This window comes from Pseudoalteromonas sp. NH0006-26 (assembly GCF_057552415.1).
Window position 1 is genome coordinate 1 of record NZ_BAAJMJ010000013.1, and the last position, 23,809, is coordinate 23,809.

A 23,809-nucleotide genomic window follows, 5' to 3' on the forward strand; every position below is an offset into this window, starting at 1 on the left:
CCTAATAATGGGCAAAAAGTTGTTGGCTAAAATGTTGAGGAACGAAAACAGTCAACTGATTTTTGTCCTTATTTATTAGCTTGTTATAAAGCATTTATACCAAACTTATTACTGGCTTATCTGTGCTTAGAACATTTAAACACTCATTGCTGCCTTTAATCAAATACTCACTTAACATAGTGTCTTTGGATAAGAAGCCAGCGCGATTACTTTCTTGAGCCAACCAACCAAAATCATGTATTTGTAAAAGCCAATTACTCGTTATTTTATTGCTTGCCCAAAACTCTAATAAATCACCTTCATCAAGACACCTAAATCCGATTGGCTGATGAAAACATACTTCAATTCGTAAATTAGAATCAGCGACAACTACTACTTTTAAATAGTCTAAATCGTAGTTGATTGATTCAATATGTGTTTGATTACCACTATAACTTGTGAACTCAATAGTTGAGGCTTTCATCAAAACTTCCGTGCTTTATAACGCCTCAAACACCGGAATGTGAATGTTGGCGGATTTTTTGAGTGTTTTTTCAAAAAAGGTGACAGCATTTACAATTCCGCGTGCTTTGACTTGTTAGAAGTATGTATCACTAGTAACCCTCAATAATACTGCCTAGTTCTTTTCCTTGCTGGTCTTGGCTTTTAGCTAAGAAAGCTTGGCGTTTTTCCCATGACTTTAAAGATAAACGATGGACCAACAAACACATTAAAAAATAAATTAGCCAAAAACATATTTGCGCGCCAACTAAAAATACAAGCTTACCAACAACACCCAGCTCTAGACCAAACCAGATAATTGGACCACCGACGAATACTATAAGCCACAATACAGTAACAAAAGAAACCCTAGCGGCGATTAACAATGTGGGGATTGAATACAATGTTGTTCTCTCCACGTAACTGAATACTTCTAACAATTTAATAGTGCGCTCATCGCGCATATTTCTGCCGACGCTACGCTCATTTTTCTGCATAATATAGTTTTATCAAATAAGCTAAGGTATTACTATTACTAAGTTTTCTAAAACGTTGAATAAAGTTAAATAGAACAATATGCGCGCGTCGCTCATTTTCGTGAATATATGCGCAAAGCGCAGTTTGATCACCCAATTGACTATTATATTATCCAATATCAATGACAGGTTTTCGCTCAAAGAAGCCCTCCATTAAATTATGCATAATAAAAAAGCGAGCTATCAGTTAGCCCGCTTTATAAAATAATTTGCCGAACCCCGAACCCCGAACCCCGAACCCCGAACCCCGAACCCCGAACCCCGAACCCCGAACCCTGAGGCTATAACTCAGCCATCACTAGTAATCGTAGCGATAAGCTCGCTCAATACCTGCTCAGCTTTGTCAGTTTCTACTTGGCAAGTACCGGCATTTAAATGGCCGCCGCCACCGTATTTAAGGCACAACTCGCCAACATTAGTATTGGAGCTGCGGTTGGTGATTGATTTACCAATGGCGTACACCACGTTTTGCTTTTTAAGCCCCCACATTTTATGTATTGAGATATTACATTCGGGGAACATGGCGTAAATAACGAAGCGGTTAGTAGCGTAAATGGTTTCTTCTTCGGTTAAATTGAGTACCACTAAGTTGTCGTGTACTGATGAGCAGCGGTCTATTTGCTCTTTAGCTTGTGCGTTGTGCTCGTGGTATAACGCAACACGCTCGGCAACATCTTCCATTGCTAGTATTTGTTCTATGCTGTGATCTTTACAGGCGTCAATTAACTTCATCATTAACTGGTAATTAGAAATTTTGAATTCACGAAAACGGCCAAGTCCTGTGCGCGCATCCATAATAAAGTTCATCAGTACCCAGTCTGTTGGGTTTAAAATTTCGTCTTTTGAAAATTGTGCAGAATCCCCTTTATCGACCGCTTCCATCATGTCAGTTGAAATATTAGGGAATTTCTCTGCACCGCCATAATAGTCGTATACAACGCGTGCTGCAGAGGGCGCATCTGGGTCAATAATGTGGTTTTTAATATCGCTTTCGTTACGAACGGTTTCACTCAAGTGGTGATCAAATGCAATATGACAACCGGCAACATAGGGGAGGTTAGTGGTAATGTCGTTGCTGGTAATGGCTATTTTACCGTCTTGCATGTCTTTTGGATGCACAAATAAAATATCGTCGATTAAATCTAAATCTTTAAGTAATACGGCACACACTAGGCCGTCAAAATCGCTTCGAGTGACAAGTCTATATTTATTATTGCTCATTTTCGGTCCATTTTTGTTTGTTTATTAATCTGAGTGTAGCAGTTTAAACTCCATTTTATATACCAGTTTTTAACATAAAAAAAGCCAAAACAATGGTTTTGGCTTTGAGTAGCAAGTGTGTATTAGTGATGTGTTATGCGCCTGGGCCACATTCCATACAATGGTTAATAATGTCTGGGCCAAATTTTAATTTAGCGTTTAAATCACGCAGTGCAGTGCGCAGGCCTTCTTCAATAACAGGGTGATAAAAAGGCATATCTAGCATTTGCGGTACAGTCATTTTGTTTTGTACAGCCCATGCTAATAAGTGAGCAATGTGCTCTGCTTGTGGACCTATAAATTCAGCACCTAAAAATAAGCCTGTGCCGTGCTCGGCATACACACGCATGTGACCTTTGTTTTTTAGCATAACGCGGCTGCGGCCTTGGTTTTCAAAGCTGACTTCACCTATTTCAAAGCAGTCACAGCTTCCTAATCGTTGGCTAATTTCTTTAAAGCTTTCACCAACCATGGCTATTTGTGGGTCGCTAAACACAGCGGCAATTTTAGCTCTACGTAAACCAGCACGCACTTGAGGGTAGCGGCCTGCGTTTTGCCCTGCGATAGTGCCTTGATCGGATGCTTCGTGAAGCAGTGGGATCATGTTACTGGCATCGCCGGCAATAAATATGTTTGAGTCGCCACATTGCATAGTGTGGGCATCGGCAAGTGGTACGCCACGCTCATCAAGCTCTATGCCGGTGTTTTCTAACCCTAGTTTATCGGTGTTAGGTACTCGCCCTGTTGCAGCCAGAACATAGTCAAACTGCTCGGTGTGTTTAACACCTTGTTTGTCGGTGTAGGTTAGCTCTGCTTTATTACCTACTTGTTTCATATCAGAAACGTTTGAGTCGGTATCAACATAAAATTCTTCAGCGAATACGGTGTTAGCATAATCTTTCACTACTGGGTCGGTTAATGGGCCTATGGCACCACCTACACCAAAGAGTTTTACCTTTACCCCTAATCGGTGCAATGCTTGGCCAATTTCAAGGCCTATAACGCCTGGGCCAAATACGGCTACTGATTCTGGTAAATCATCCCAGTCGAATACATCGTCATTAATAATCAGTCGGTCGCCAAAATTATTAAATACGCCAGGGTAAGATGGGCGTGAACCTGTTGCTATTACAAAGCGTTTAGCAGTTATAATGGTGTGCTCATCTATTTGCACGCGGTTGGCGTCTAAAAACTGTGCATAGCCACGAATTTTATCTTCGCTAGGTATTTCATCTACGGCTTCTACTACGAATCCTGCAAAGCGATCACGCTCACTTTTAACTCGTGCCATAACCGCTTTACCGTCAATAACCGGTTTTGAGCTGTGAACTCCAAAGGCAGGTGCCATTTCTATTGAGTGCGCGGCTTCTGCTGCGGCAATCAATAATTTACTTGGCATGCAACCAACACGCGCGCAGGTTGTACCGTATGGGCCTGATTCAATCATAAGTACGTTTTGAGTAAATTGTTTAGCATTACGGTAGGCACTTAAACCAGCGGTACCTGCACCTATAACAACAACGTCGGTTTGCAATTCTTTCATAGTGTTTTTCCTTTAATAAACAGGGGCATTGCAGCCCCTGTTTTATTTACTTAATTAAGCAAAGTGTTTTTCTAAATCGTCTGAGCCACCAATGTGCTTACCGCCAATAAATACTTGTGGTACGGTTTCACGGCCCGATACTGCTTTAAGGCTAGTAAGTGATGCGCCAGCACCCATTACGATTTCTTCAAAAGCAAAGCCTTTAGCTGTAAGTAGCTCTTTTGCTTTTTTACAGAAAGGACAGCCAGGCTTAGTAAATAGAGTAACCGCCTCTGGTTTTACTTGAGTTGGGTTGATGTAATCAAGCATAGTGTCGGCGTCTGATACTTCAAACGGGTCGCCTGGTAAATCTGGTTCGATGAACATCTTCTCTACTACGCCATCTTTAACCAGCATAGAGTATCTCCAGCTGCGCTTACCAAAACCTAAATCGTTTTTATCAACTAGCATACCCATGCCGTCAGTAAATTCGCCGTTACCATCTGGTAGTAAGGTAATGTTTTGCGCTTCTTGATGTTCAGCCCATGCGTTCATTACAAAGGTATCGTTTACTGATACACAAACAATGTCGTCAACGCCATTTTGTTTAAGTACACCAGCTAACTCGTTGTAGCGTGGTAGGTGAGTTGATGAACACGTTGGTGTAAATGCACCAGGTAGTGAAAACACAACGACTGTTTTGCCTTTAAAAATGTCATCAGTAGTTACTGATTTCCATTCGTCGTTTTGACGCGTTGCAAATGTAACGTTAGGGATTGTTTGACCTTCAATATTGTTTAACATGTTTTTAGTTCCTCTTGATTTGTTGATAGCCATTATGGCGAACAATTAAATATAGTTCCAATCGTTTGTTTGTATTAAACTGATAGGCATAAGCTATCAGGTTGAGTGTGAATATGAACTTAAAAGATTTAGAATATGTAAAAGCCGTTGCGCATTTTAAACATTTTCGTAAAGCAGCCGACGCTTGCTTTGTAAGCCAGCCCACCTTGAGTGGGCAAATTAAAAAGCTAGAACAAGAATTAGGGGTTATCTTATTTGACCGTTCAACTAAGCACGTTACCTTAACAACCCAAGGTGAACGTTTGTTGACACAAATCAACCTTATATTAGAGCAAACTCAAATATTAAAAGAACTGGCTGCTACTTCTAACCAACCGTTACAGGGCAAACTAAGTATTGGTATTATTCCTACTATTGCTCCGTATTTATTACCTACGCTGCTTACATCAATGAAAGCGGCATTTACTCAAAGTCAGTTTTCGTTTACTGAAATGCAAACTTCTACCATTTTAGCTGCGCTGGACAGTGGCGAGGTGGATTTTGCAATTTTAGCGGATGTGCCTGAACTAAAAAATTACCATACGATTAATATATATAAAGAAGATTTTTTAGTTGCGGTATCTGCTGATAACGGTTTAGCTGTAAATAAAAAGGTAGCACTGCAAGATCTTCAAGGCAGTAACCTATTAATGTTAAGTGATGGGCATTGCTTTAAAGATCAAGCTCAGCAGTTTTGTTTTTCGGCAGGAGTGGATGTTTCTAGCCAGTACCAAGGCAACAGCTTAGAAACCTTACTAGCGCTGGTGGCAATGGACGATGGGGTTACGTTTGTGCCAAAACTTGCTGCAATACCCCGAGAGGGAATTCATTATTTGCCTATTTTTCCTAATCAGCAACGTAATATTGTATTAGCCTGTCGAAAGCATTACCCGCATTTATCTGGGGTTGAGCAGTTAGCTGATTGGTTAAGCGCTCACGATAATTTAAAAGTTAAGCTAGCCCAAGTACTTTAGGGCGTTGCAACTTCTACAATATCGTTAATTTGTACGCCCGGTAAAGGCTGATCATTAATACTGACGGCAATGGCGCTATGCTGATATAGCTGCTCTACACGAATACGGTTCAAAGTGGTTATAGTATGCGGCATGGTGTTGCCTTGCGCATCGGTTAAATAATTATGATGAGCAATACTCAGCTGTTGGCCTTTTTCTAAGCCATGTGCCTTTCCTAAGTTAATGACGAGTTTATTATTTTCCATGTGCAAAATTTTGCCTTGGGTGGGTAGGCACGCCATGGCTGCTTGCAAATCGTAACTTAGGGTTTGGTTTATCTCACTAATACTTTGACCAAAAGGTGATTGCCAAAAGCGATTGCTATTTACATCAATAATGGCTGTTTTTTCAAATGGCCAAATGGCTTGGCTTTGATAGCTTTGTTGCCACAAGGGCTCATAAGTAGTGCCATTAAATAAACTAAACTCTATTTGATAGTGACGCTGATAGCTTTCATCTTGCCAAAACGCATAGTCGCTATTGAGTTTATCGCTGGTAGATAAACTGGTTATTTGACTTAACAGCACATATTGCGCGTTGCTGCGTGATGAAATTTCTTCTAACTGACTGTTTGAATAGTCATGCTGTTGATTAAAGTAGGTATCAACCTTTATAGCTTTATTGAAATAGGCAACCGGTATTGCACTCATTTTTGATTTTTGCAGTGACGTGTAGATGTTTTTACTGACTGCTTTGTTAATGTCAAATATTTGACCCATTCTAGCGTGTTCGCGATTTGTTAATTGGCTTTGCGTCACAGCTATAAATTTATTGAAGTTGCTTTGCGGGCATTGCTCGGTTTGTGCAAAAATATCTAGGCGTAAGGTAATCGCAAATTCATCATTGCTGCGGTTTTCGCTAACGAGCTCTATTTTTTGAATTTCGCCTTGGCTACTTATTTTTAGCTGATCTTGGGTTAAAACACCATCAACAAGTGTTTGCACCGAGCTCACCCGCGCACCAGAGAATACAAGGGCTTGGGTAATCGCATCTTTTATTGCAGCGGCCTTTGCACCGGGAATGTCGCTATTTTGAATAACCGCATGGCCTGTAGACTCATACCACTGAGCGTGGGTAAAAGGTGAAAACGTTAATACAGCAGTGGTGCTTAATCCTGCCAATACTGCTTTTAAAAACGACTTCATACTCTTACTCCAATTAAACGTTAGCGTTAATGAGTCTCAGCAAGTAATGTACCACTATTATTTGTTGTTACAGAATATAGGTATCACTGGCATTAAACGTGCATAACTGAGTTTAATTAGTTTTTAAAGGCCCTGTATGATGCGAGTAATGCCATTAATGATCACATTAGGCTGCTTAACGTTAAGCGGTTGTAGCAATATATTTGATAAGCACGTTGAATATAAATATGTTGAGCCAAATAATTACCCTGTATTAAAAGCAATAGGGTACGCGCCCATTAGTTTGCAGTCGGGAAGTAATGACACTCAAAAACAACTTATGGCCATTAAGGCCTCAAAGCTCGAGGCTTATCGTGAACTAACCGAACAAGTATACGGGCAAAAAATTACCGCAGGTACAACGGTCGCAGGCTCGGTTGCCCAAGATGATTATTTACAAAGCAAAGTACAAGGTATTATTAAAGGCGCACAAATTATAAAAACCTATGCCGTTAATGATATGTATATAACCGAGCTTGAGCTTAATATGAAACGCGTGCACGACTTGTACATAGGTGAGATAAAGCCACGGGAAGTCAAAAAAGTCACTTATTACTAAGCGACAAATTATTACCCATAAAAAAACGCCTAAACGAATTATCGTTTAGGCGTTTTTTTATGGGTATTTTTTTAGGCTTTTAGGTTACGTACAATACTGTTATCAGTATTTACAACGCTACCAGCTTGGTCGTAGGTCATTGATGAAGGTGCACCAATTAAAATACTTTTTAGCTGCTTTACACTTAACTGTGCCTGGTGCGCTGCATGAGCATTAACTTCATTTTGTTTTTGACATTGCTCAAGCTTAGTTCTGGTTAGCTTTATTAAATCAGCGTTTTCATCTGTTTGCTGATCATTACTGGCAATCAGTTTACTGAGTTCTTTATCTAGGGTGCTTATGCTGGTTAAAAAAGACATTTTCTGTTGGGCAATTTCTTTCAAACCTTCGCCTCTTCGTGAGGCAATAGCATTAAGTTCTTGAGTAAGAAGCTCACTCAAGGCTGTTAAACAATTTATTTGTTCGTTTAGTTTAATCGTAATTAAACTATTGTGATCAGCCATAAACATTAAACTCGAAGTCTGCTAAATTTTTGGCAAGTTTCTCACTGTCTATTTGATACTTGCCTTCGGTAATCGCTTTTTTAAGTTCAGCAACTTTGTTGCTGTCAAAACCAGAAGACTGCTCTGCTTTTTCTTGTAAAGATTTTAATTGCTTGGCCTGCGGTGTTAAGCTCACCGAATCGCTTGCAGCTTTAGGTGAAGGCGTTTGCGCAGCTTGTGTATTTGCATTATCTCTTTTTAAATCAACTTTTTGCTGTTGAGTGTTTGTTAAAACACCAGGCTGTTGATTTGATTTGTTTACTTGACCGACCATGATAAAAACCCGTTTATTACCCAACTGATGCCTTTATATCGGCATTTACTAAAGATACTTTAGCATAAATTTACATTAAATATTTACCTGCACAGACTCTACACCATCTACTCGCGCATTTAAAACTTTACCTGTTTTTTTGTTTTCAACTCGTACTTGTTCACCTAAGGTTCCATCCTCTAATGCAACACCCGTCGTTTTTACTCTTAACCCTTTAATATTAGCAAAAATGTTGACAGAGTCGCCTTTGCAAACCATACAAATTTGATTTAGCAGCACAGGCATACCTTCACGAATATTACGTTTACTGCGGCTACCAATAAGTAGCGCAGGATCATCAAGGTACTGAACACGTATAAAGTGCGCAGGACGCATATCAATACTTAAATGGGATGGAGTAATTACTTCACCTCGTGCTAAATTAGTAGTTGCAACAACAACAGGTGCTGATTCAGTGATTCTGACATGAACGTATTGTGCCCAGTTGTCACTATCGTTACATTTTATTTGAATGGTGACTTGACGGTTAAAAGGGGGCTCGCTTGGCGTTACTAACTCTGGCTCAGAGTTACACTGGCGATCGGGTATGCGGCTATCTAACGGTAATGCGCTAAACTGTATTTTGTTATCATTTGTAGTTACTGCTTTTTTAGCAACATAAGATACAGCCATTTCTTGAAGCGATTCTTTGCTAAATACTTGAGCCTTTAGTGGCAAAGTGAAGCAGAGGCTAGCAAGAAAATAAAAAACACTGTATCTTCTGGTTTTTTTTAACAAACTCATAATGTTTCGACTATGCTTATGGTTGCAAACAGGGTATAAATATTTTGCGTCAGAATTTAGACGCCCCCGTTGTGTTATGACGCTTTATTAATTGAAAGCAATTATCGTTCCTTATATTTGTTTTCTTAGGAGATTTAAATGGCCGGTATTTTAGACTCAGTAAACCAGCGTACTCAGTTGGTTGGGCAAAACCGCTTGGAATTATTGTTATTTAAGCTTAACGGGCGTCAGCGCTTCGGCATTAATGTGTTTAAGGTGAGAGAAGTTCTTCAATGTCCTCCATTAACGAGCATGCCAAAATCTAACGCTTATATTCGTGGTGTAGCGCATATTCGAGGCCAAACTATTTCGGTGATTGATTTATCTATGGCTGTTGGCGGGCGACCTATAAAAAGCATAGAGGATGGCTTTATTATCATTGCAGAATATAACCGCACAGTGCAGGGCTTTTTAGTTGGTGGTGTTGAGCGAATTGTTAATATGAACTGGGAAAAAATAATGCCACCGCCATCAGGTGCGGGTCGCTATTCTTATTTAACAGCCGTCACTGAAATTGAAAATGAACTGGTAGAAATACTTGACGTAGAAAAAATCTTAAACGAAATTTGCCCAGTGAATACTACCGTGAGTGATGATGTTGCTGCTCAAGGAAATATACAAAAAGACCTAGGTGAAAGAATTGTATTTATTGCCGATGATTCGGCCGTGGCACGAAATCAGGTTAAACGAGCGCTAGAGCCTTTAGGTGTTACTACTGAGCTTGCTAAAAATGGTAAAGAAGCTCTAAGAAGACTAAAAGAAATTGCAGAGCTTGATTGCGTTAATGATATTACAGAGCGTGTAGGGTTATTAATTTCTGATGTAGAAATGCCAGAAATGGATGGCTATACACTCACTGCAGAGATTAAAGCCGATCCTAAACTTGCACCACTTCATGTTATTTTACATACATCTTTAAGCGGTGTTTTCAATCAAGCAATGATTGAAAAAGTAGGTGCTGACGATTTTATTGCAAAATTTAACCCAGACGAGCTAGCTACAGCCGTTAATAAGTGGGTTCATTGTGATTAATAAACACAGGTGTTATGGATTTGACTAATAAAGATTTGCAGCAAAAAGAATACGATCAATTTCGCTTATTTTTAGAACAACAGTGCGGTATTGTTTTAGGTGAAAATAAGCAATATTTGGTTAAAAGCCGTTTGGCACCATTAATGTCGCGATTTAGTGTTGATTCGTTATCTGAACTGGTAACTAAAACGCTAGGAGTGCATGAGCGCCAGTTACGTGCTGCCGTTGTTGATGCGATGACAACCAATGAAACATTGTGGTTTAGAGATCAATATCCGTTTGAATTGCTTAAAACCAGATTATTCCCTGAATTTAAAGCGTTGAATAGACCGTTAAAAATATGGTCTGCTGCGAGCTCTTCAGGCCAAGAACCCTATTCTATTGCTATGTCGGTGGCTGAGTTTCAATCCAGCAGCCCTGGTGTTTTAAAAATGGGTGCACAAATAATTGGTACAGATATATCAAATACCATGCTGGATATGTGTAAACACGCTGAATATGACGCATTGGCATTGGCTCGCGGACTCTCTGCTGAACGCCGTAAGAAGTTCTTTAAAGACAGCGGCAATGGTATGGCACAAGTGGTTGACTCATTAAAAAAACAAGTGAGCTTTCGGCATTTAAATTTACTCGACTCGTACGCCTTGATGGGTAAATTCGATATTATATTTTGCCGTAATGTTTTAATTTATTTTTCACCTGAAGTGAAAGCTAAAATAATTGCACAATTTTCTCAAGCACTTAACCCTAAAGGGTATTTGTTTTTAGGTGCGTCGGAGTCTATGTCTGGCTTAAGTACGGACTTTGATATGGTGCGCTGTAACCCCGGTATTATTTACCAAAAGAAATAACATTCTTAATATATTACCCTCCTTTAAACGACGCTCATTGCGTCGTTTTTTGTTTTAATCATCACTACTTTTCATTGCTGGCTTACTTATTGCTTTATTGATGCTAAGTCAATTTTTTGGAGGTAGTTATGGCTATCAGTTTTGATAAAGCATTAGGCGTGCATCCGCATGCGATGTTGATCCGTTCGCAAAGAGCAGAAATGCTCGCTACTAATATCGCAAATGCTGATACGCCCGGCTATAAAGCAAAAGATATCGACTTTGCCTCAGCATTAAAAACGGCAAAGTCTAACCAACTAAGCGGCAATAGCATGGTAAGAACCAATGAAAAACACATTGCCGGTGGTACCCGAAGCGTAGGTGGTAATGAATTATTTCGTACGCCAAATCAAACAGATACAGGTGATGGTAACTCGGTTGATATACAGGTGGAACGAAACTTGTATACACAGAATGCTATGGAGTATCAGGCCAGTGTCCAGTTTCTTAATGGTAAGTTTAAAGGCCTGAAAAAAGCCCTCGGTAGTCAAGGAGCCTAATTATGAGTTTATATAATGTGTTTGATATTGCTGGTTCTGGTATGAGTGCACAAAACGTGCGATTAAATACCACCGCAAGTAATATCTCTAATGCCAATACAATTAGCTCTTCACAAAATGAGACGTACCGAGCGCGACAACCTGTATTTGCTGCGGAGCTAACAAAAGCGTCAGCGTCAGCAAGCAACCCACAGGGCTCTGCCGTTGGTGTGAAAGTGTTAGGAGTGGTTGAGAGTGATAAACCACTACAAATTGAATATAACCCAAACCATCCCAGTGCGGATGAAAATGGTTATATTTATAAACCCAACGTGAATGTTGTTGAGGAGATGGCAAATATGATTTCTGCATCTCGCTCTTATCAGACAAATGTTCAAGTTGCTGATGCAGCTAAGCAAATGTTAAGTAAAACACTGCTGCTAGGTCAGCGGTAACTGAGGGTAGCTCATGAGTAACGATATTAGCACTTCTTCATCCTACATGGACTCTTTACGTTGGCAAGATAAGCAAGTGCCAAAAAAAGAGGAAAGTGATGCGTTAACCCAAGAAGATTTCTTTTCGTTGTTAACACAGCAATTGTCATATCAAGATCCAAGCAAACCAGCTGATAATGATCAGATGATTGCGCAAATGACAAACTTTACTATGGCTGAAGGGATCTCAAATTTAAACTCTAATTTTGAGTCTTTAGCTGCGTCGATGACATCAAATTCGGCATTGCAAGCATCCACGTTGGTTGGTAAGCAAGCACTGCTCGAGTCTGATACGCTTGAGCTTAATGAGTCGGGTGAGGTTAAGGGAGCTATTGTTGCTGAAAAGCCGGTAGATAATTTAACGCTTCGTATTGAAGATGCATCAGGGCAGTTAGTTAAAACCATTGATTTAGGCACTCAGCCTGCAGGTGCGGTGCGCTTTGCATGGGATGGTAAAAATGAAGCGGGTGAGCGGCTTCCTCCTGGTGAATACAAGGTTAAAGCTGAAGGCAGTACGGATGGCGAATTTTCAAGCCTTCCAATTGCTTCATTCAAAAATATTGAGAGTGTTAATATTAATGGCTCAAGCGGCATTATTATTAACACTAAAGAAGGTGCGGTTAGGCTGACAGATGTCGCAGAAATCGCGTAATAGATTTTATGTATTCTTTTAGCTATCAGGCTAAATATTTTTAGGTTAGAGGTTAATTATGAGCTTCAATATTGCATTAACAGGCCTTGCTGCCGCACAAAAAGATTTGGATGTTACCGCCAATAATATTGCCAACGTAAATACCACAGGCTTTAAAGAGTCTCGTGCTGAATTTGCTGATGTATACGCATCATCGGTATTTAGTGCTGGTAAAACTAAAAATGGTGATGGTGTACAAACCACCATGGTTGCTCAGCAATTTCATCAAGGCTCATTACAGTTTACTAATAACTCACTGGATTTAGCGATTACGGGTGAAGGTTACTTTGCTACTAGCCAAGACTTAGGCGCACAAGATTTTACCTACACGCGAGCAGGTGCGTTTAAGCTCAACAAAGATAACTTTGTTGTAGACGCTAAAGGTAATTTTTTACAGAGCTTCCCAGTCGATGAAGTCAGCGGTGACACAACGTCTGTGAGTTTAAGTACTTCATCGGCATTACAAATACCGGACTCTTCTGGTTCGCCACGCTCTACCAGTAATGTATACACCTCGTTTAATGTTGATTCTCGTGAAGATGTTATCGCAGTGCCGTTTGATGCAACCGACAGCACCACCTATAATTCTTCAACATCGACAACCACTTATGATTCATTAGGTGAACCACATGTATTACAATTCTTTTTTGTAAAAACAGCACCCAACGAATGGCAAGTACATGGCACATTAGATAAACAGCCATTTGATGCTACCGGCACTCCAACTGCAACACCAAGCCCGCTAAGCACGTTTGGTTTTGACGCCAGTGGTTTACCTGCAACTACTGATGGTGTTCCAAATGTTGGTCCTACGTTTACAGATGTCGATTTAACCGGTGCAAATTTATCGGGTATTTTATCTAATGGCGCTCAGTTTGATGATATTGCTATTAACTGGCGCGATGAAGCGGGGACTGCTAACAGAACACCAACTCAGTATGCGAGTCGCTTTGAAGTGAAGGCGCTTGAGCAAGATGGTGCGACAGTGGGTCGTTTAGCAGGTATTGATATTGGTACTGATGGCAAAGTCGTTGCGTCATACAGTAACGGTGATTCAACCTTCCTAGGGCAAGTGGCCATGGTACGCTTTTCAAACTCACAAGGTTTACAGCAAGTAGGGGATACAGCTTGGAAAAAGAGCTTAACCTCAGGTGAGCCGATTGCGGGTGAACCAGGCTCAGGCACTTTAGGTAACATTAACTCATCAGCGCTTGAGCAATCTAATGTTAACTTAACCAATGAGCTGGTCGATTTGATTAGTGCGCAGCGTAACTTCCAAGCAAACTCTCGTGCGCTTGAGGTTAATTCAACTATTCAACAGAACATCCTTCAGATCAGATAATCATTATTTTGATTTATTTAGGCTGCTTAATGCAGCCTTTTTTATTCCTCCTCAAAATCTTATTCACCCTTAAATTTAATTTGGCACTTATATTGCATTTACTCATGCATAGATTTCTTAATGAGTCGATGTTATGGATAAAATGGTCTACATAGCGGCATCTGGCGCTAAACAAAGCCTGCAAGGGCTTGCTCTTAAAGCCAATAATTTGGCAAATGCAAATACCACCGGGTTTAAATCAGATTTTGCGCAAGCACGGTCAATGCAGGCTTTCGGTGAAGGTTTGCCGACTCGGGTATTTTCAATGCAGGAGCGCCCTGGAGCAAACATGACATCGGGCGGTATTGTTGAAACAGGCCGCAACCTTGATATTGCTATGAGTGATAACGCATGGCTCAGTGTGCAGGACGCCTCTGGTAATGAAGCCTACACTAAAGTGGGTACGTTAAACATCACTGCGGAAGGTATGTTGACCACAAGTCATGGTCGTCAAGTTATTGGCGAAGGTGGACCTGTCATATTACCTGTACCGATTGAAAAAATAGAATTTAGTAAAGACGGCACAATCCAAGTACGCCCTCAAGGTGCACCGGCTAACTTTTTAGAAGAGGTTGACCGATTAAAAGTGGTTGAAGCAAACAATACCACTCTAGAAAAAGGCAATGATGGTTTATTTAGACCTAAGCCAGGCCAAACGGTTGAAACATCAGCCAATGTACAAGTGTTAAGCGGCATGTTAGAGAAGTCTAATGTAAACCCGGTACATGAAATGGTCGATATGATCAGTCACCAACGCCAATTTGAATTACAAGTAAAACTGATGAAAACAGCTGAAGAGATTGACGAACGTCAAGAGCAGCTGATGCGCATCGTTTAACTTTAACGTGAGGATATTATTATGAATCCAGCATTATGGATAAGTAAAACAGGGCTTGACGCTCAACAAACTGATATATCGGTTATATCAAATAACTTAGCGAACGCCAGTACGGTAGGTTACAAAAAAAGCCGCGCTATTTTTGAAGACTTACTTTATCAAAATATTAATCAACCAGGCGGACGCTCATCGCAAGATACCGAAATGCCATCTGGCTTAATGCTTGGTGCAGGTACTAAGGTGGTGGCTAACCAAAAGAACTTTTCGCAAGGTAATATGCTCACCACTGAAAATTCATTAGATTGGATGATCTCAGGTCCTGGTTTTTTTGAAGTACTGCAACCCGATGGCAATATTGCTTATTCGCGTAACGGCCAGTTTACTACTGACGGTGACGGGCGTGTTGTTACCTCCGGTGCAGGTTATGTGGTTCAGCCTGAAATGAACGTACCTGACGATGCACAGTCGATCACCGTATCTCAAGATGGTGAAGTGTCAGTTCGCGTAAAAGGTCAGGCCGAAAACGTGGTTATTGGTCAGATCACGATTAGTGATTTTATTAATCCGTCGGGCCTTGAGCCTATAGGGCAGAACTTGTACACCGAGACTGCGGTAAGCGGTGCGCCTGTTCAAGGTAATCCGGGTGTTGAAGGTTTAGGCACGATTATTCAAGGTTCACTGGAAACATCAAATGTAAATGTGACCGAAGAGTTAGTTAATTTGATTGAAACGCAGCGCGTTTATGAGATGAATTCAAAAGTGATCTCAGCCGTTGATGAAATGATGAGCTACATCAATCAACAGTTATAGGTTTGGGGGTTGTATGCGTAATATTATGTTATTTACAGTAGGGACTTTACTATTAAGTGGTTGTGTAGCGACACAAAATAATGAGGTAGTGCAAGACGATCCCTATTATGCACCTATGTATCCAGAGCCTAATATGGAGCCTATAGTGGCTACAGGATCTTTATTTAGCTCTCAGTTATCGAATGACTTATACGCTGATAAAAAAGCACTGCGAACAGGCGATATTATTACTGTTAAATTACAAGAGTCAACTCAAGCGACCAAAGCGGCTAAAACAGAAACGGATAAAGAAACCGATGCTAGCCTCGACCCTGTTATTGGTTTGGGTGGTTTACCGGTAAATATTGGTGGCGATAGTATTCAATTTGGTATTGGCAGTGACTCTTCCTTTAAAGGCGACTCAAAATCAAATCAATCAAACAGCTTATTTGGTGATATTTCGGTTAATGTAATGCGTGTATTACCAAATGGCAATTTAGTGATTCGCGGTGAAAAGTGGCTAACATTGAACACTGGTGAAGAATTTATTCGTCTAGAAGGGTTAGTACGTCCACAAGATGTCAATGCTGATAATACAGTACAGTCTAATCGTATTGCGAATGCACGTATTCAGTATTCAGGCAAGGGTCAAACACAAGAAGCACAGAGCCCGGGTTGGTTAACGCGTTTCTTTAGTAGCTCATTGTTTCCTTTTTAGAGGACATTCAACATGAATGGTTTTAAAGTTTTTTGTTTTATGGTGTTATTGAGCTGGCAATTTAATGTCAGTGCTGAGCGAATTAAAGATGTGTCTATGGTTGAAGGAGTGCGCTCAAACCAATTAGTGGGCTATGGCTTAGTTGTTGGTTTACCAGGTACCGGTGAGCAAAGCCGTTTTACCGAGCAAAGCTTTAAAGGCATGCTTAATAGTTTTGGTATTACACTACCTTCTAGTTTGAAGCCAAAAATTAAAAATGTTGCAGCGGTAGCGGTTCATGCTGAACTCCCTCCATTTAGAAAGCCAGGGCAAACCATAGATATAACCGTATCATCAATTGGTAGTGCGGGTAGCTTGCGCGGTGGTACATTATTACAAACATTCTTAAAAGGGGTTGATGGTAACGTATACGCCATCGCTCAAGGCAGTTTAATAGTAGGTGGATTGGGCGCTGAAGGCCTCGATGGCAGTCGCGTTGTTATTAATACACCTACGGTTGGGCGAGTGCCAAATGGCGCAACCGTTGAACGTGCTGTTAAAAGCCCATTTATGCAAAACGACTATATTACTTTTAATTTAAACCGCCCTGATTTTACTACTGCTAAACGTTTAGAGAAAACCATTAATGATTTAATTGGTCCAAATAGCGCTCAAGCACTTGATGCAGCTTCTATTCGCGTTATTGCACCTCGTGATGCCTCGCAGCGCGTATCTTATTTATCGACCCTTGAAAACTTAGAGTTTAAGCCAGCGGATACTTCAGCAAAAATAATTGTTAACTCGCGTACTGGCACCATTGTTATTGGTAAAAATGTAAAATTACAACCTGCGGCAATTACCCATGGTGGTTTAACAGTAACGATTGCTGAGCAGCAAAATGTTGCGCAGCCAAACCCTCTGGCCGAGGGGGAAACGGTGGTGACCCAACAAAGTATTATTGATGTTAATCAGGATGATTCACGCGCTTTTGTATTTGATCCTGGTGTGAGTCTTGATGATTTAGTTCGCGCAATTAATGAAGTTGGCGCTGCCCCAGGTGATTTAATGGCTATTCTTGAAGCACTCAAAGAAGCCGGCGCCATTAATGGTCAGCTTGTTGTAATTTAGTTTTATAAGACCCTATTTAGGGTCTTTAACAGTTAACCTAAAAAGACGCGGCATAAAGCCGCTGCTACCACAGCAATTAACCCTACACAATAAGTAGCAGCGAGTTTACCTCGCGTCTCTCACTTAGTTTAATCTCTGCCTAGAACCTAGAACCTAGAACCTAGAACCTAGAACCTAGAACCTAGAACCTAGAACCTTTCACTTCTCTTGGCTCAATTATTGCATTTCATTAGGTATTATTAATTATTGTGTCAAAAAGCTGATGGAAACAAATCATCTAGATAAGCAAAACTTTTTTGATTTAGGCAACTTAGACTCTTTGCGTCGAGATGCATTAAAAAGTGGTGATGCATCAACCGATGCTTCTAAAGCGGCGTTAAAAAAAGCGGCGGCACAATTTGAAGCTATTTTCACTCAAATGCTACTTAAAAGTATGCGTAAAGCTAATGAGGCTTTTGAAGACAAAGAAAGCCCGTTTAATGCAAGTGGCGTTAAGTTTTTTGAAGAAATGCACGACCAACAGCTAGCCACAGAGCTTTCATCAAATGGCTCTTTGGGACTTGCAGATTTAATTGTGCAGCAACTATCGCCAGATGGAAAAAACTTTATGCCAGGCTCAGTTCTTCGCACAACGTCTGATTTCTTTAGTGACCAACGTGCGGGTAGCACCTTACCTCATCAAGAAAATCAAAAGGTCACTGAAAAAGTGCCGCTCGTTGATTCAACTGAAAAAAGCGAACAAAACATAGCGTCAGGCACATTTGAAAATGCTGAGGAATTTGTAAGCACAGTGTGGGAACACGCAAAAACAGCGGCTAAAAAAATTGGTTTAAATCCGGCGGTTATGGTCGCACAAGCGGCATTAGAAACTGGCTGGGGTAAACATATTATTAGTAAAGGTGATGGTAATAGCTCAAACAATTTATTCAATATTAAGTCAGATAAAAGTTGGCAGGGTGAAAAAGCCAGTAAAGTTACTTTAGAGTTTGAGCAAGGTGCTGCTGTTAAAAAGCAAGCAAACTTTAGAGCGTATGATTCGATAAAAGATAGCGTGAATGACTTTGTGGATTTTTTAACACAGAACCCTCGCTACCAAGATGCATTAAACAATACGGCAAAGCCGCACAAGTTTTTAGACTCTTTACAGCAAGCTGGTTATGCAACCGATCCTAACTATGCTGACAAAATAAAAAGAGTGCTAAACAGTAACGAATTGAAGAATATCGCCACAAGCGTGATCCGCCAAGGAGTAGAGTAACATGTCGTTTAATTTATTAAACATTGCTAATTCAGGCATTAGAGCTAACGCTGAGCTACTGCAAACGACAAGTAAAAACATCGCAAATGTTAATACCGAAGGGTATGTACGTGAGCGCACCGAGTTTACCACTATGATTGATAATCAGGTAGGCCGTGGCCAAACGTATCGATTATTGAATGAGTTTGCGCAAAAGCAATTAAACCGAGATACCTCAAATAAAAGCTTTTTTGATCAATTTGTTAGTGAAGCGAGTCGAGTTGATCAAATCTTTTCAGAAAAATCAAACAGCTTATCAACTAGTATCAACTCAATGTTCAATAACGTACAAGAGGCTCTCAATCAACCTTCATCAACGGTTGCTCGTTCATTAGTGATGAGTGATGCGCAAAATCTGATTGATCAAATGGACAGGCTTGCAGGTATTGTTTCAGAGCAAAAAGCGGTGGTTAATGAGCAATTAGAAATTTTTTCAGAAGAGGCGAATACGTTAATCGAAAGTATTAGTTCGTTGAATCAAGAAATTGTGTATGTGCATGGTACTAAAAACGAAGCGGATGCGAGCTCAGCTTATAATGAGCGTGATAAAGCAATACGTGATTTATCTGAACTAATTGATATAGAAACACTCGATGGCCCCAATGGTGAAAAACAAGTATTTATGGGCTCAGGTGAAGCGGTTGTCATGCAAAATGGGTCATTCAACTTGTTCTCGATTAGTGGCGATCCAGATGCCAATTTTAAAGAGTTACGTTTAGATGTAAATGGCGGTCAAGCTGTGCCACTGGAAATAGATCCTACTAAATTAAAAGGTAAAATTGGCGGTTTATTGGCATTTAGAGACGATATTTTGGTGCCTGCACAAAATCAAATTGGCCAGATGGGCATTGCACTTGCCGATTCGTTTAATCAGCAAAACCGTTTAGGGATGGATGCTAATGGTGAATTAGGTGGAGATATTTTTGAAATTCCAACGGTCAGTGCTTATGTTTATCAAGCAAATACCGGAACAGCTAATATGTCTGCAACCGTTGAGGTAGGTAAAGGCAGCGAACTACCAGCCAGTGACTTTGTGATCACTTATACGGGGAACCCTAATGAGGTGAGTATTCAGCCTATTGATAATAAAGGTGAGCCTTTAGGTACAGCCTCTTTAGCAATTATCCCACCCAGTGGCATTATCGATTCAGCAGCTATTACTAGTGGGGAATCGTTTGGCTTAGAGCTTAATGTAACGGGAGCCGGTAATGCTGGGGATCAACTTCAGGTAAAACTCAATAGTGGCGCTGCGGGTAATATAACGTTGACCAGTGGTCGAGGTGAAGACATTGCCTTGGCCTCTCCAATTAGAACAGCAGATGGCCTTGATAATACAGGGACAGGTACTATTTCACCGGGTGATGTGAGCGATGTAACCACTGGCAGTTTTAGTAACCCTCTAGGGCTAGCAAATGGCCCCATTAGCATCGTTAAAACAGCTAATGCTAACGAATATCAACTGACTGACGGTAATGGCACGACCACGTTTACGGTTACACCTCCTGCTAATAATATACTCGCTCAAGCTGGAGCACCTTACGATGGCTATGGTTTTGACTTTAATATTGAAGGTGTACCAGCTACAGGTGATACCTTTAATTTGGAATTTAATGAAGGCGGTTTTGATGATAACCGTAATGGCCAAAAACTCGCTAACTTACAAAATACCGATTTAGTACGTCAAAATGTAGTGGCAAGTGCCTCAGCTGATAATCATAAAACCTTGAATCAGGCCTATGCAGGCTTGGTAACTGATGTTGGGGTAGTGACCAGCCAAGCAATGACTAACGGTGCTGCATTTGATGCATTAGCACAACAATCAGAAGCCTGGTATGAATCATTGTCGGGCGTAAACTTAGATGAAGAGGCGGCTAATTTGCTGCGTTTTCAGCAATCTTATGCTGCATCTGCTCAAGTATTGTCTGCAGCACGTTCTATTTTTGACACTTTACTGAGTGCGGCGAGGTAATTATGCGTTTATCAAATAATTTAATGTATCAAAATAATATTAATAAAATACTTGAGAATCAACAAAATGTAGCAGGTGCGCAAGAGCGTGTCACTACAGGTCAAAAATATTTGAGTACCTCTGAAAACCCTGCAGCTATTTCTCAGGGTATGTTGTACACCAATAAAATAGAAACGAATGAGCAGCTGACCAAAAATATTAACCAGCTAAAAGGGCGTTTAGAAACCGAAGAAAGCTTGTTACAAGGTATGAACGACACTATTTTAGAAGCTCAAATGTTAACTATACAAGCCGGTAACGGTTCGTTAAGCAAAGATGACTTAGCGGCGGTAGCGGGTGAACTACAAGAGTTACAAAAGTCGTTACTAAATTTAATGAATAGCCAATCGGAAGGAGGTAAATACCTTTTTTCTGGCTATCAAGATAATATTCAAACGTATACTTTTAATAGCACTAATGGCAAATATGAATACCAAGGCGATCAAGGTCAACACGAAGTGACGATTGCCAAAGGCGTTGAGATCAAATCAAGCGATAATGGCTTTAATGTATTTGAACGAGTTGATGCACGTCTTGATGTTATTTCTAATCAAGGCACTCCAAGCGGCGGTATTACTGCGGGTACTGTGTATGTTGAAAACCAAGGTGAGTTTGACCGCTTTCACAAAGATAATTATAACTCAGACCCAGATCCGCTTATTTCTCCAACGATCAATACCTATAATGTTAATGTGATCCCAGGTGCAACCCCTTCATCGCCTGATCAGTATGAAATATTACGAGACGGCGCGTCGCTTGTGCCACCCGTTACGGGTGAAGTAACCGACGAGCCGATTGAGTTTGCTGGCATGGAAATTCAACTCGAAGGAGCAGCACCAGGGCAGCTTGATTTTACTCTTGAAAAACCAAGTAAAGAAAATGTGTTAAATACATTGCAAGCTCTGATCATCAGCCTAAATGACGATCAACTTGATGAATCGCAAATTAACCAAGCATTATCAGATGGGTTAATTCAGCTTAAAAACGCCAGTGAGCAAATTGTATTTACACAAGCTGGCTTAGGTGGGCGCATGAATGTGGTTGAGCGTGTAACTGATTCAAACAGTGCACTAGATATCAATAATCAAGAAAACAGATCCAGCCTGATTGAAATTGATGCCGCTGAAGCGATTAGCGATCTCACAAAACATGAGTCTGGTTTACAGGCCTCACAAGCGACTTTTGGTCGTTTGGCTAAACTCTCATTATTCGATTATTTATAAACACCATCCAAGGCAGGTTATTACTTTTAGGAAAAATAGGTAATAACTTGCCTTAACGAAGCGGCAAAAAACTGTCACCCCCCTTTTTCTCTCCTGTCAAAAAAATGCTCACTATTTATTAAATACCGTAATAAAAGTTATTTAGTTGTTATAAAACATGGGTTTAATGTTTTATTATTAGTTGGCACAAGTAATGCATTCAACTAGTCATAGACAGTGTGGTTTTTGCTTAAATATTTTGAACCACATTCTGATTGAAACTAGGAGATGGTAAAATGGCTTTAAGCGTAAATACAAATGTTGCATCACTTAATGGGCAACGCAATCTATCTAAATCTAGCATGGCACTTGAAACCTCAATGCAGAGACTATCATCTGGTTTGCGTATTAATAGCGCAAAAGACGATGCTGCAGGTTTACAAATTGCCAACCGACTAACGTCTCAGGTTAATGGCCTAACGGTTGCTCAGCGAAATGCCAACGATGGTATTTCTATGGCGCAAACTGCTGAAGGTGCAATGCAAGAGTCAGCAAATATTCTGCAACGTATGCGTGACTTATCACTGCAATCGGCGAATGGTTCAAACAGTGCGGTTGACCGTGCATCACTGCAAAAAGAAGTAGCAGCCTTGCAACAAGAGCTCACTCGAATTGCAGATACCACTAAATTTGGTGGTACCAGCTTACTTGACGGCACTTTTGGTACTAAACAGTTTCAGGTAGGTGCTAATGCGAATGAAACCATTAATGTAAGTTTACGTAATGTTGCTGCTAGTGCAATTGGCGCATATGAAGTAAAAGATAGCAGTACTTTGCTTGGGGCGGCTGCAACACAAACAGCTACATTGGCAACAGCAACGGGTGCAGTGGCTACGGCAGGGCTAAATATTAATGGTGTTGCAATCCCTGATGCGGGTGTTACGGGTAAGGGTGCTGCTGAAATAGCAGATAGCATTAATAAAGAAGCTACAGGCGTTACTGCAACAGCAAAATTAGATGTCACAATCGCTGGTTTGGATTCTGATGACAATAGCGATTTAACACTTCGTAAAGCAGGTGCTGCAGTTGATACTTACAAGCTATCAGAATTTGGTGGTGACCTTGACCGACTTGCTCAAGAGTTACAAGCCGATGGTTATGATGCCATCGTTGATGAAGGATCTTTAATACTTAAGGCTGAAGGTGTTGATGGTATTCAAATGACAGGTACTGCCGGTACAGCTACCATTGCTAACAATGCAACAGGTGGTGCGGCGGTTGCTGGTGGCGCTACCAATAATAATATCAGTGTTTCATCAACGCTAACATTATCTTCTTCAGAGAAAATTGGCATATCTGGTACTAATGTGGATGATATTTTAGGTGGAACAAATATTTCTGCCACAGGCGGTACTGGTGAATTAACATCTGTAGAAAGTGTTGATATATCAGGTACGACTAGTGCGGGTGCGCAGTCTGCGATTAACACCATAGATGCAGCGCTTGCGCAAATAGACGCCCAGCGCGCAGATTTAGGTGCGGTGCAAAATCGTTTTGGTTTTACCATTGCCAACCTTGCTAACGTATCTGAGAATGTGTCAGCTTCTCGCAGTCGTATTCAAGATACTGATTACGCGCTTGAAACCGCAACACTAACTAAAAACCAAATAATGCAACAAGCAGGTACGACTATTTTGTCTCAGGCAAACCAGTTGCCACAGGCAGCATTAAGTCTTTTAGGTGGCTAATATCCGTTAACTATAAAAAGCCAAGCAAATATGCTTGGCTTTTTTGTCTGTATTTCAATCAATTAAAAGTTTTTACTGTTTTTTTTAAAAAAAAGCTAAA

At 40.6% G+C, this 23,809-nt stretch carries 25 protein-coding genes; 16 read left to right on the top strand and 9 right to left on the bottom strand.

Translation table 11 applies throughout. The features are described from left to right. Window positions 1–94 precede the first annotated feature (94 nt). From AC27JR_RS15470 to AC27JR_RS15490, 5 genes are all read right to left on the bottom strand, one after another. Window positions 95–463, bottom strand: coding sequence for a hypothetical protein (locus AC27JR_RS15470; RefSeq protein WP_099294321.1), 369 nt, complete (start codon window positions 461–463; stop codon window positions 95–97). A 130-nt stretch (window positions 464–593) separates the two neighbouring features. Then, on the bottom strand, window positions 594–977 hold the full coding sequence (locus AC27JR_RS15475) for a hypothetical protein (protein ID WP_487174084.1): 384 nt from the start codon (window positions 975–977) through the stop codon (window positions 594–596). Window positions 978–1,304: 327 nt separating this feature from the next. Further along, the gene (locus AC27JR_RS15480) at window positions 1,305–2,237 is read right to left on the bottom strand and encodes a DHH family phosphoesterase (RefSeq protein WP_054201740.1); all 933 of its coding nucleotides are present in this window, start codon (window positions 2,235–2,237) and stop codon (window positions 1,305–1,307) included. A gap of 133 nt (window positions 2,238–2,370) precedes the next feature. After that, window positions 2,371–3,819 carry a dihydrolipoyl dehydrogenase gene (locus tag AC27JR_RS15485; RefSeq protein WP_487174086.1) on the bottom strand — a complete coding sequence of 483 codons (1,449 nt, stop codon included), beginning with the start codon at window positions 3,817–3,819 and terminating at the stop codon, window positions 2,371–2,373. A 54-nt stretch (window positions 3,820–3,873) separates the two neighbouring features. Beyond that, window positions 3,874–4,602, bottom strand: a complete 729-nt coding sequence (locus AC27JR_RS15490) for a glutathione peroxidase (protein WP_487174087.1) — start codon at window positions 4,600–4,602, stop codon at window positions 3,874–3,876. Window positions 4,603–4,715: 113 nt separating this feature from the next. Here AC27JR_RS15490 and AC27JR_RS15495 point away from each other — a divergent pair, with 113 nt between their 5' ends. After that, entirely contained in the window at window positions 4,716–5,615 is a 900-nt protein-coding gene (locus AC27JR_RS15495) for a LysR substrate-binding domain-containing protein (RefSeq protein WP_487174088.1), read from the top strand. Here AC27JR_RS15495 and AC27JR_RS15500 read toward each other — a convergent pair. Next, window positions 5,612–6,799, bottom strand: coding sequence for a flagellar assembly protein T N-terminal domain-containing protein (locus AC27JR_RS15500; protein ID WP_487174089.1), 1,188 nt, complete (start codon window positions 6,797–6,799; stop codon window positions 5,612–5,614). The genes AC27JR_RS15495 and AC27JR_RS15500 overlap by 4 nt on opposite strands. A 139-nt stretch (window positions 6,800–6,938) precedes the next feature. On the opposite strand from AC27JR_RS15500, the gene AC27JR_RS15505 reads away from it, so the two are divergent. After that, window positions 6,939–7,397: an LPP20 family lipoprotein gene (locus AC27JR_RS15505; RefSeq protein ID WP_010387855.1), complete on the top strand. Its 459-nt coding sequence runs from the start codon at window positions 6,939–6,941 to the stop codon at window positions 7,395–7,397. A gap of 71 nt (window positions 7,398–7,468) precedes the next feature. Here AC27JR_RS15505 and flgN read toward each other — a convergent pair whose 3' ends face one another. From flgN to flgA, 3 genes are all read right to left on the bottom strand, one after another. Further along, a complete protein-coding gene (gene flgN, locus AC27JR_RS15510; RefSeq protein WP_054201957.1) occupies window positions 7,469–7,900 on the bottom strand; it encodes a flagellar export chaperone FlgN in 432 nt (143 codons plus the stop codon). After that, window positions 7,893–8,213 carry a flagellar biosynthesis anti-sigma factor FlgM gene (gene flgM, locus AC27JR_RS15515; protein ID WP_010387860.1) on the bottom strand — a complete coding sequence of 107 codons (321 nt, stop codon included), beginning with the start codon at window positions 8,211–8,213 and terminating at the stop codon, window positions 7,893–7,895. The genes flgN and flgM overlap by 8 nt, the downstream gene beginning before the upstream one ends. A gap of 75 nt (window positions 8,214–8,288) precedes the next feature. Beyond that, window positions 8,289–8,996: a flagellar basal body P-ring formation chaperone FlgA gene (flgA, locus tag AC27JR_RS15520; protein WP_487174091.1), complete on the bottom strand. Its 708-nt coding sequence runs from the start codon at window positions 8,994–8,996 to the stop codon at window positions 8,289–8,291. A gap of 138 nt (window positions 8,997–9,134) precedes the next feature. Between flgA and AC27JR_RS15525 the strand changes: the two genes are divergently transcribed. The 14 genes from AC27JR_RS15525 (at window position 9,135) to AC27JR_RS15590 (ending at window position 23,709) form a co-directional block, all read left to right on the top strand. After that, the gene (locus tag AC27JR_RS15525) at window positions 9,135–10,067 is read left to right on the top strand and encodes a chemotaxis protein CheV (protein WP_008113063.1); all 933 of its coding nucleotides are present in this window, start codon (window positions 9,135–9,137) and stop codon (window positions 10,065–10,067) included. A 20-nt stretch (window positions 10,068–10,087) separates the two neighbouring features. After that, entirely contained in the window at window positions 10,088–10,918 is an 831-nt protein-coding gene (locus tag AC27JR_RS15530) for a CheR family methyltransferase (protein ID WP_350654908.1), read from the top strand. 128 nt (window positions 10,919–11,046) lie between these two features. After that, on the top strand, window positions 11,047–11,457 hold the full coding sequence (gene flgB, locus AC27JR_RS15535; RefSeq protein ID WP_008113066.1) for a flagellar basal body rod protein FlgB: 411 nt from the start codon (window positions 11,047–11,049) through the stop codon (window positions 11,455–11,457). A 2-nt stretch (window positions 11,458–11,459) separates the two neighbouring features. Further along, window positions 11,460–11,891, top strand: coding sequence for a flagellar basal body rod protein FlgC (gene flgC, locus AC27JR_RS15540; RefSeq protein ID WP_008113068.1), 432 nt, complete (start codon window positions 11,460–11,462; stop codon window positions 11,889–11,891). Window positions 11,892–11,904: 13 nt separating this feature from the next. Further along, window positions 11,905–12,582: a flagellar hook assembly protein FlgD gene (locus tag AC27JR_RS15545; protein ID WP_008113070.1), complete on the top strand. Its 678-nt coding sequence runs from the start codon at window positions 11,905–11,907 to the stop codon at window positions 12,580–12,582. Window positions 12,583–12,640: 58 nt separating this feature from the next. Beyond that, window positions 12,641–13,963, top strand: a complete 1,323-nt coding sequence (flgE, locus tag AC27JR_RS15550) for a flagellar hook protein FlgE (protein WP_487174092.1) — start codon at window positions 12,641–12,643, stop codon at window positions 13,961–13,963. Window positions 13,964–14,096: 133 nt separating this feature from the next. Beyond that, window positions 14,097–14,840, top strand: a complete 744-nt coding sequence (locus AC27JR_RS15555; RefSeq protein WP_487174093.1) for a flagellar basal body rod protein FlgF — start codon at window positions 14,097–14,099, stop codon at window positions 14,838–14,840. Window positions 14,841–14,861: 21 nt separating this feature from the next. After that, window positions 14,862–15,650 carry a flagellar basal-body rod protein FlgG gene (gene flgG, locus AC27JR_RS15560; RefSeq protein WP_010387879.1) on the top strand — a complete coding sequence of 263 codons (789 nt, stop codon included), beginning with the start codon at window positions 14,862–14,864 and terminating at the stop codon, window positions 15,648–15,650. A 13-nt stretch (window positions 15,651–15,663) separates the two neighbouring features. Further along, on the top strand, window positions 15,664–16,347 hold the full coding sequence (flgH, locus tag AC27JR_RS15565) for a flagellar basal body L-ring protein FlgH (protein ID WP_487174095.1): 684 nt from the start codon (window positions 15,664–15,666) through the stop codon (window positions 16,345–16,347). A gap of 12 nt (window positions 16,348–16,359) precedes the next feature. After that, window positions 16,360–17,454: a flagellar basal body P-ring protein FlgI gene (locus tag AC27JR_RS15570; protein ID WP_487174096.1), complete on the top strand. Its 1,095-nt coding sequence runs from the start codon at window positions 16,360–16,362 to the stop codon at window positions 17,452–17,454. 262 nt (window positions 17,455–17,716) lie between these two features. After that, entirely contained in the window at window positions 17,717–18,712 is a 996-nt protein-coding gene (gene flgJ / locus AC27JR_RS15575; RefSeq protein ID WP_487174097.1) for a flagellar assembly peptidoglycan hydrolase FlgJ, read from the top strand. Window position 18,713: 1 nt separating this feature from the next. Beyond that, on the top strand, window positions 18,714–20,720 hold the full coding sequence (flgK, locus tag AC27JR_RS15580; RefSeq protein WP_487174099.1) for a flagellar hook-associated protein FlgK: 2,007 nt from the start codon (window positions 18,714–18,716) through the stop codon (window positions 20,718–20,720). 2 nt (window positions 20,721–20,722) lie between these two features. Next, on the top strand, window positions 20,723–21,982 hold the full coding sequence (gene flgL, locus AC27JR_RS15585; protein WP_487174100.1) for a flagellar hook-associated protein FlgL: 1,260 nt from the start codon (window positions 20,723–20,725) through the stop codon (window positions 21,980–21,982). Window positions 21,983–22,257: 275 nt separating this feature from the next. Then, a complete protein-coding gene (locus AC27JR_RS15590) occupies window positions 22,258–23,709 on the top strand; it encodes a flagellin (protein WP_076918286.1) in 1,452 nt (483 codons plus the stop codon). Window positions 23,710–23,809: the final 100 nt, after the last annotated feature.

Bases quoted from the DNA above. Each gene is read 5' to 3' on its own strand.
- AC27JR_RS15470 (WP_099294321.1), bottom strand. From the start codon at position 463: ATGAAAGCCTCAACTATTGAGTTCACAAGTTATAGTGGTAATCAAACA.
- AC27JR_RS15475 (WP_487174084.1), bottom strand. From the start codon at position 977: ATGCAGAAAAATGAGCGTAGCGTCGGCAGAAATATGCGCGATGAGCGC.
- AC27JR_RS15480 (WP_054201740.1), bottom strand. From the start codon at position 2,237: ATGAGCAATAATAAATATAGACTTGTCACTCGAAGCGATTTTGACGGC.
- AC27JR_RS15485 (WP_487174086.1), bottom strand. From the start codon at position 3,819: ATGAAAGAATTGCAAACCGACGTTGTTGTTATAGGTGCAGGTACCGCT.
- AC27JR_RS15490 (WP_487174087.1), bottom strand. From the start codon at position 4,602: ATGTTAAACAATATTGAAGGTCAAACAATCCCTAACGTTACATTTGCA.
- AC27JR_RS15495 (WP_487174088.1), top strand. From the start codon at position 4,716: ATGAACTTAAAAGATTTAGAATATGTAAAAGCCGTTGCGCATTTTAAA.
- AC27JR_RS15500 (WP_487174089.1), bottom strand. From the start codon at position 6,799: ATGAAGTCGTTTTTAAAAGCAGTATTGGCAGGATTAAGCACCACTGCT.
- AC27JR_RS15505 (WP_010387855.1), top strand. From the start codon at position 6,939: ATGCGAGTAATGCCATTAATGATCACATTAGGCTGCTTAACGTTAAGC.
- flgN (WP_054201957.1), bottom strand. From the start codon at position 7,900: ATGGCTGATCACAATAGTTTAATTACGATTAAACTAAACGAACAAATA.
- flgM (WP_010387860.1), bottom strand. From the start codon at position 8,213: ATGGTCGGTCAAGTAAACAAATCAAATCAACAGCCTGGTGTTTTAACA.
- flgA (WP_487174091.1), bottom strand. From the start codon at position 8,996: ATGAGTTTGTTAAAAAAAACCAGAAGATACAGTGTTTTTTATTTTCTT.
- AC27JR_RS15525 (WP_008113063.1), top strand. From the start codon at position 9,135: ATGGCCGGTATTTTAGACTCAGTAAACCAGCGTACTCAGTTGGTTGGG.
- flgB (WP_008113066.1), top strand. From the start codon at position 11,047: ATGGCTATCAGTTTTGATAAAGCATTAGGCGTGCATCCGCATGCGATG.
- flgC (WP_008113068.1), top strand. From the start codon at position 11,460: ATGAGTTTATATAATGTGTTTGATATTGCTGGTTCTGGTATGAGTGCA.
- AC27JR_RS15545 (WP_008113070.1), top strand. From the start codon at position 11,905: ATGAGTAACGATATTAGCACTTCTTCATCCTACATGGACTCTTTACGT.
- flgE (WP_487174092.1), top strand. From the start codon at position 12,641: ATGAGCTTCAATATTGCATTAACAGGCCTTGCTGCCGCACAAAAAGAT.
- AC27JR_RS15555 (WP_487174093.1), top strand. From the start codon at position 14,097: ATGGATAAAATGGTCTACATAGCGGCATCTGGCGCTAAACAAAGCCTG.
- flgG (WP_010387879.1), top strand. From the start codon at position 14,862: ATGAATCCAGCATTATGGATAAGTAAAACAGGGCTTGACGCTCAACAA.
- flgH (WP_487174095.1), top strand. From the start codon at position 15,664: ATGCGTAATATTATGTTATTTACAGTAGGGACTTTACTATTAAGTGGT.
- AC27JR_RS15570 (WP_487174096.1), top strand. From the start codon at position 16,360: ATGAATGGTTTTAAAGTTTTTTGTTTTATGGTGTTATTGAGCTGGCAA.
- flgJ (WP_487174097.1), top strand. From the start codon at position 17,717: ATGGAAACAAATCATCTAGATAAGCAAAACTTTTTTGATTTAGGCAAC.
- flgK (WP_487174099.1), top strand. From the start codon at position 18,714: ATGTCGTTTAATTTATTAAACATTGCTAATTCAGGCATTAGAGCTAAC.
- flgL (WP_487174100.1), top strand. From the start codon at position 20,723: ATGCGTTTATCAAATAATTTAATGTATCAAAATAATATTAATAAAATA.
- AC27JR_RS15590 (WP_076918286.1), top strand. From the start codon at position 22,258: ATGGCTTTAAGCGTAAATACAAATGTTGCATCACTTAATGGGCAACGC.